Source organism: Streptomyces sp. NPDC001292, from assembly GCF_042896465.1.
Taxonomy (GTDB): Bacteria; Actinomycetota; Actinomycetes; order Streptomycetales; family Streptomycetaceae; genus Streptomyces.
Genome location: NZ_JBIAXG010000020.1, coordinates 134,513 through 141,404, shown reverse-complemented (window position 1 = coordinate 141,404; position 6,892 = coordinate 134,513). Strand labels below are relative to the sequence as shown.

Here is a 6,892-nt window from a genome sequence, read left to right as displayed (position 1 = left end):
CGAAAACACCGTCCCGATAAGGGAGTTGATATCCACCACAAGATCATGATCGAGGGCGGCTACTCGGCGTCACCACCGACTACGGGCCAGAGCCTAATTCCTGATAGACCCTCGCCGACAACGGCTCCTCTCACCGGGGAAAGACAGCCATCGACCGTCTGACCAGCAGATTTCCGAATGCAGTCATGGTCCACACTCTGTGGGGTTCCAAAAGTCCCATACATGCGCTGAGCTGGGTTACGCCGCCTGTCGTGATCTTGGACGGGCGGTGTTGCGGTATTCATGGATCAGTCCGCTGAGGACGTTGTGGCGGTGGATGCGCTGGGCGGCGAAGGGGATGACGTCGCGGTCGTCGGCCGGGGAGTGAAGGTGCAAGGCCCGGTGGTGGCCTTCCGGTGTTGTAGTGCTCGGCGCACTCGGCGAGGACTCGCCGCCTTGGATCCTGGTGTGGCCCCATGGCCGGGTTCTCGTGGGCCAGGTGCAGGATCAGGGCGGTGAGTTCCTCGGAGATCGGCTGGCGGCCGGTGCGCCCGGGTTCTGCCTCCACTGCCATCGCAGCAGGCAGCGGTGCCAGGACGGGGGGGTTCCGGGGGTGACCAAGCGGTGCCGTCGCAGTCTGCCTGGCAGGTGCCGGGCCAGAGCTGCGAGCACGGCGCGGTCCGGCCAGGCAAGGCGCGGCCGGACGCCGAGCCGCCGGCGCAGTATCGCGTTCTCGTGGCGGAGCGCGAGCAGCTCGATGTCCTTGCACAACCCCCGTCGAGCTCAACATGGCCGAGGTCCAGGTCTACGGCCGTGTGAAGGAGGGATGACGGCGTCATCCGCGTACGGGCTCGGTGAGATGTGGCCGTGTCAGGCCCGTACGGCGCGCGCGGCGTCGCACGGGCTAGGCTCTGGTGATCGCTCCGCTGCGGGCGAGCAGCAGACAGGCCGCACCCCGCGCGTGCTCCGTGTCCCGCCACGGTGACACGGTGATCTCCAGGTCCCGCAGCGGCTCGACCGCCCCGGCGACGGCCGCGGCGGTGAAGGCCGGGCCGAGGTGGGGCCACAGCACGAGGCTCTCGCCGATCACCTTGACCGCCTTGACCGCGAGGACGTTGACCACGCCGGCGACGCTGCGCCCGAGTAGCTCGCCGGCCTCGTCCAGGACTGCGAGAACCGCCGGCTCCCCACGTTCGGCGGCGTCGACCAGATCGGAGAGCCCGTCCCCCGGTCCGAGCCCGACGCCGGCGCGGCGGGCCCGTTCCAGGAGTGCCGTCTGCCCGACGAGGGACTGCAGACAGCCGCGGTTGCCGCAGTTGCATCGCGGCCCGGTCCGATCGACCGGCAGATGGCCGAACTCGCCCGAGAATCCGTCCGCGCCGCGCTGGACGCGTCGCTCCAGCACGACTCCCATACCGAGACCGTCACCGATGCCGAGGACGAGGAAGTCGTCGTGATCACGGCCCATGCCGAACAGCAGCTCGGCCGTCGTGCTGGAACGAAGGTCGTTGTCGACGAGAATCGGCACGGGCAGGGCCCGGCCGAGCTCCGCGGCCAGCGGCAGATCGTGCCAGTCCATGATCGCGGAGAGCCGCACGACGCCCGTCATCGGATCGACCATGCCGGGGACCGCGATGCCGACTCCGCGGATGGGCGTTGTGTTCCGTCGCGCCTCGATCTCCTCCTGCAGCACCCGGGTGAGCAGCGGAACGGGTGATTCTGCCACGCGCAGGGGGAGACGGAACTCGTCGGTGATCTGCCCGTCGAGCCCGACCACGACGCCGGCCAGATGATCGATGGCGACGCGCAGGCCCAGGACGTGGGCGGCGGTGGGGACCAGTTGGAGCGGAACGCGGGGACGGCCCTTGCCGGAGGAGGCGTGGGGCTTCAGCTCGCGGATGAACCCTTCGCCGATGAGCCGCCGGGTGTGGCCGGTGACGGTCGCGGCACCCACACGCAGCAGTTGCGCGATCTCCGCCCGGCTGAGCGGCCCGGCCGCCCCGAGCAGCGCCAGGATCTCGGTCTGGATCAGATCCCCAGGTGCCGGGCGTTGTGCCTTCACATCCTCCCCTTTCGCCGGTGAGCGCGCCGAGTTGGAGCCCTTGACGTCCGATCTGCGCGCCTCTACCGTCCCATTTTGCTCGGGCCCGAAAAAAATACTCCGTCACACCAATCTTCCCCTGCCGGGTGTCAATTGAGGAGGTCAAGCGATGCGCTTGCGTGCCGTGCAGTGGGCCAGTGTCGCGGCGGCGGGAGCACTCGTCGCACTCGCCGGGTGCGGAGGCACATCCGGCCAAGGGTCGGGAGGATCGAAGAGGTCGGATGGATCCGTCACCCTGAGCTGGCAGATGTGGGCCAGCGGAGCGGACGAGGAGAAGCAGCTGAAGCACCTCGCGTCGCTCGTCACCCAGGAGTACCCCGACATCAAGCTGGACCTGAAGACCGCCCCGTTCAAGGACTACTTCACCAAGCTGCAGACCCAGGCCGCGGGCGGCGACCAGCCGTGCATCGTGAGCATGCAGAGCCTTCGACTGTCCGGCTTCGCAGACCTCATGGAGCCGCTGGACGACGACCTCGAGGGCGCCACGGGTACGGACGGCTTCGAACCGGCCGCGCTCAAGGCCCTGCAGTGGGACGGCAAGCAGTACGCGCTACCGATGGACCTGGCCAGCATGCTCATGTACTACAACAAGGACGCGTTCGCGAAGGCCCGCCTCCCCGAGCCGAAATCCGGCTGGACCGTCGTCGATTTCGAGAAGGCGGCGAAGTCCCTCACCAAGAACGGGAAGACGGGCTTCGCGCTCTCCTTCTCCGACCTCCACTCGCTGACCATGGCGCTGACCTACAACGGCGCCCGCCCCGTCACCGCGGACGCCAAGGCGCAGCTCGACGACCCCGCGATGGTCAAGGCCTTGACCTGGTACGCGGGCCTGGCCACCAAGGCCAAGGCCGCGAGCGTCCCGGCCAGCTCCAGCGACGGCGCATGGGCTGAGACCCAGTTCGTCAACGGCAACGCGATGATGGCCGTCGACGGAACCTGGAACCTCGGGTCCAACACCAGCCAGGCGAAGTTCAAGGTCGGCGTGGCGCCGATCCCCGCCGGGCCCGGCGGTTCGAAGACGTACGTCGCCAACTCCGGCTTCGGCATCTCCAAGAGCTGTGCCTACAAGAAGGAGGCGGTCAAGGCCCTCTCCGTACTCACTGGGCCCGAGGCGGAGAACTACCTCGCCGGGCAGGGCCGGATCTTCCCCGCGCGGGCCGCTGCGCAGCCCGCGTACGAGAAGTTCCTCATCCAGCAGAGCGGCGGGAAGGCCGAGACCGTCAAGACTGGGATGAAGGCCGTCCACGACGGCCTCGCCGGTGGGGTGCCGTTCCTCGGAACCCGGAACTGGGACGAGATCAACACCCTGTTCAGCCAGTATCTGCTCGAGGCCTACACGGGGTCGAAGACCGCCCAGGAAGCGCTGACGACCATCCAGAAGAAAGCGGAACGCTGACCCGTGGCGACACGACCGATCGAGCAGCGCACCCGGTCCATGCCCCCGTCGGCCGCCCGTCCGCGCCGGGGCAGGGGCCGGAGCGGCGGCCCCGGTCGCCGGGAACGCAGGTACGCTTACGGCTTCCTGTCCCCGGGGGTCCTCGGACTGACCGTCTTCACCCTGTTCCCGGTGGCGATGGCCGTCGTGATGAGCCTGTACCACTGGCCCATCTTCGGCCAGCGGTCCTTCGTCGGGCTCGACAACTTCCGCTACCTGCTGCTGGAGGACCCCAGCTTCCTCGTCTCCGTGCGCAACACCTTCGTCTTCACCGCACTGTTCCTGCCGCTCAACGTCGTGCTCTCCCTGACCCTGGCGTTCTGGATCTCCAACAGCCGCTGGCAGCAGGTGTTCCGGGTGCTCTTCTTCATTCCCGCGATCACACCCATGGTGGTCAACGCCGTGATCTGGAAGCTGCTCTACCAGCCCCAGGGCATCATCGCCCACTACCTCGGCAGCTGGTTCGGCATCACCGCCCCGAACTTCCTCGCCGACTCCGGCACGGCGATGATCTCCGTGGTCGTCATGAGCGTCTGGCAGGGCATCGGCTACAACCTCATCGTGTTCTCGGCCGCCATCGACGAACTGCCGCGCTCCGTACTCGAAGCGGCGGAGATCGACGGGGCCCGGGGCCTGAGGAAGTTCTTGCGCGTCCAGCTGCCGCTGATGTCACCCGCGGTCTTCTTCGTCACCACCATGACCATGATCACGTCGATGCAGGTATTCACCCAGACCTACATCCTCACCAGGGGAGGACCGGGAGACTCGACGGTGACGATGGTGCAGAACGTCTACGAGAACGGCTTCGTCTCGCGCGACCTCGGGCTGGCCGCCGCAGGCGCGTGGCTCCTCTTCGCCGTCATCCTGCTGATCACTGCCGTGCAGTTCCTCGGCCAGAAGCGGTGGGTGCACTATGAACACTGACAAGGTCCGCTGGACCCCCCGCAGCGTGGTGTCGCACGTGCTGCTCGTAGCGGTGACGCTGCTGTTCCTGGCACCGGTCGTCTACGCCGTGGCCACCGCGCTCAAACCGTCGGGGGAGACCTTCGCCAACCCGACCTCGCTCATCGGCTCCCACCTGCGTTGGCAGAACTTCGCCGACGTCTTCGATTTTCTGCCGTTCCAGCGGTTCATCCTCAACGGACTGCTGGTGGCCGCCATCGGCACGCTCGTCGTCCTCGCCGCCTCATCACTGGGCGCCTACGCCTTCGCCCGGCTGAGGTGGCGTGGCAGGGACGGCCTCTTCCTGGTGTTCCTGGCGACTCTGATGGTGCCGCAGGAGGTGCTGGTGGTCCCGATGTTCATCCTCATGCAGGAGTTCGGCTGGGTGAACAGCTACCAGGCGCTCATCTTCCCCTGGGCCTTCACCGCGTTCGGCACGTTCCTGCTGCGCCAGTTCTTCCGCGGAATCCCGTACGAGCTGCAGGAGGCCGCCACCCTCGACGGCTGCTCGCCCCTGCGTACCTTCCTCTCCATCATGCTGCCGATCGCCCGCCCCGCGCTCAGCGTGCTCGCGGTCTTCACCTTCATCGCCTACTGGAACAGCTTCCTGTGGCCACTCATCATCGTCAACGACGTCAGCGCGCTCGGTACGGTGCCGCTCGGCCTGGAGCTGTTCTTCGGACAGAACGGCAGCCAGTGGCATTTGGTGATGGCCGCCTCCGTCATCTCCCTCGTCCCGACCCTTCTGCTGCTCATCGCACTGCAAAAGCACCTGGTGAAAGGCATCGCCGCTACCGGCCTGGCCGGTCGCTGACACATCGCGCCGCAACCCGGCCCCGTCTGCTGGGCGCGGCTCGCCGTGGCCACCAAGGAGAATCCCCTGCTGCGCTTCGACCAACGCACCGGTCCCGACCTCGGTGCACAGACACCCGTTTACCCGTCCGCCTCCGTGCCGCGCTGGTACACCGACGCCAAGTTCGGCATCTTCATTCACTGGGGCATCTACTCGGTGCCCGCCTGGGGCACGCCTCGCAACCCCGAGGTCCACATCCCCGCCGAGCTGGAGTTCGTCCACCACCCGTACGCCGAGTGGTACGCCAACACCGTGCGCATCGCCGGATCGCCCACCCGCCGATTCCACGAGGAGACGTACGGCGTGGGCACCTCTTACGAGGACCTGGCCGACCTCTGGAAGGCCGAACGCTTCGACGCCGATGCGTGGATGTCCCTGTTCGTCGAATGCGGCGCACGCTACGTCGTGCCCACCGCCAAGCACCACGACGGCTTCTGCCTCTGGGACTCGGGCACCACCCCGTTCACCGCGGCACGCCGCGGGCCCCGTCGCGACCTGCTGGCCGAACTGAGCGGCGCCGCACGCCGCCACGATCTGCGCCTGGGACTGTACTTCTCCGGCGCCCTCGACTGGCACGTCAGCGCGTTCCCGCCGATCCGCTCGCTGACGGACCTGTTCGAACTGCGCCGCAACGACAGGGCCTTCGCCGACTACGCACTCGCACAGCTCGTCGAACTGGTCGAGCGGTTCCGGCCCGACTACCTCTGGAACGACATCGACTGGCCGGACGTGGGAAAGGGCCGCGGCGACCGAGACCTGGCCGCGCTGTTCGCCCGCTATCTCGAGCAGGTGCCCGACGGCCTGCTCAACGACCGCTGGGGCGTGCCGTACCACGGCGTGCGCACACGCGAGTACCTGAGCGAACAGGAGCCGTCCGAGCGGGTGTGGGAGGCGTGCCGGGGGCTCGGGCAGTCCTTCGGCCACAACGTGGTCGAGGACGACCGGCATCTCATCGGCGGCGCCGAGCTGATCCAGATGCTCGTCGACACCGTGGCCAAGAACGGCAATCTGCTGCTCAACGTGGGCCCGCGGGCCGACGGCTCGCTGCCCGAGAACCAGGTGTCGCGGCTGCGCCAGCTGGGGGAGTGGCTGCGGGTCAACGGCGAAGCGGTCTATGGGAGCCGGCCATGGCGCCGTCACACCGACGCGGCCGGTCATCCCGTCCGCTACACCGCGCGCGAGGAAACCCTGTTCGTGGCGGACCTGGCGCCGGGCGACGGGCGGCTGACGCTGGCCCGTGATGTTGCCGAGCTCGCCGCCGGCCGCCCCGCGAGCTGGCTCACCGCAGCCGGCCGTCGGAGAGCGGCGACGGACCCGGACGGCACGGTGGTCGTGCCGGAGGAGCTGCGGGGGGCACCTGCGGCCGTGCTCGCGATCGAAGCCGGCGTCGCATGACGGAGCGGCACCGGGCAGCCGAGCCGGTCGTCGTGCGGTGCTCGGGCAGGCACGGGGCGACGTGCTCCGCCCGGGACGCACAAGGCTGGGACACGCACGACGCCCCCGGCCCCGAGGATCTGGGCAGTTGAGCCTTCCCCACGAGCCCTGGGGCACTCCTCCACCGGAGGAGTGGCGGTTCCCTGAC

Annotated in this window: 6 protein-coding genes; 4 read left to right on the top strand and 2 right to left on the bottom strand. The window is 68.3% G+C overall.

All coding sequences use genetic code 11. From position 1 onward, the window contains the following. Window positions 1-237 precede the first annotated feature (237 nt). Together ACFY4A_RS22040 and ACFY4A_RS22035 are read right to left on the bottom strand one after the other, a co-directional pair. Window positions 238-375, bottom strand: coding sequence for a hypothetical protein (locus ACFY4A_RS22040; protein WP_390831066.1), 138 nt, complete (start codon window positions 373-375; stop codon window positions 238-240). A 508-nt stretch (window positions 376-883) separates the two neighbouring features. After that, window positions 884-2,041: an ROK family protein gene (locus ACFY4A_RS22035; protein ID WP_390831065.1), complete on the bottom strand. Its 1,158-nt coding sequence runs from the start codon at window positions 2,039-2,041 to the stop codon at window positions 884-886. A gap of 286 nt (window positions 2,042-2,327) precedes the next feature. On the opposite strand from ACFY4A_RS22035, the gene ACFY4A_RS22030 reads away from it, so the two are divergent. Genes ACFY4A_RS22030 through ACFY4A_RS22015 form a run of 4 tightly spaced genes read left to right on the top strand, consistent with a single transcriptional unit; the run spans window position 2,328 to window position 6,705 of the window. Beyond that, window positions 2,328-3,476 (top strand): ABC transporter substrate-binding protein, encoded by a 1,149-nt coding sequence (locus ACFY4A_RS22030; RefSeq protein ID WP_390831064.1) that lies wholly within the window; start codon window positions 2,328-2,330, stop codon window positions 3,474-3,476. A gap of 3 nt (window positions 3,477-3,479) precedes the next feature. Next, on the top strand, window positions 3,480-4,439 hold the full coding sequence (locus tag ACFY4A_RS22025; protein WP_390831063.1) for a carbohydrate ABC transporter permease: 960 nt from the start codon (window positions 3,480-3,482) through the stop codon (window positions 4,437-4,439). Then, the gene (locus ACFY4A_RS22020) at window positions 4,429-5,271 is read left to right on the top strand and encodes a carbohydrate ABC transporter permease (protein WP_390831062.1); all 843 of its coding nucleotides are present in this window, start codon (window positions 4,429-4,431) and stop codon (window positions 5,269-5,271) included. Before ACFY4A_RS22025 ends, ACFY4A_RS22020 begins: the two co-directional genes overlap by 11 nt. Window positions 5,272-5,316: 45 nt before the next feature. Further along, window positions 5,317-6,705: an alpha-L-fucosidase gene (locus ACFY4A_RS22015; RefSeq protein WP_390831061.1), complete on the top strand. Its 1,389-nt coding sequence runs from the start codon at window positions 5,317-5,319 to the stop codon at window positions 6,703-6,705. Window positions 6,706-6,892 lie beyond the last annotated feature (187 nt).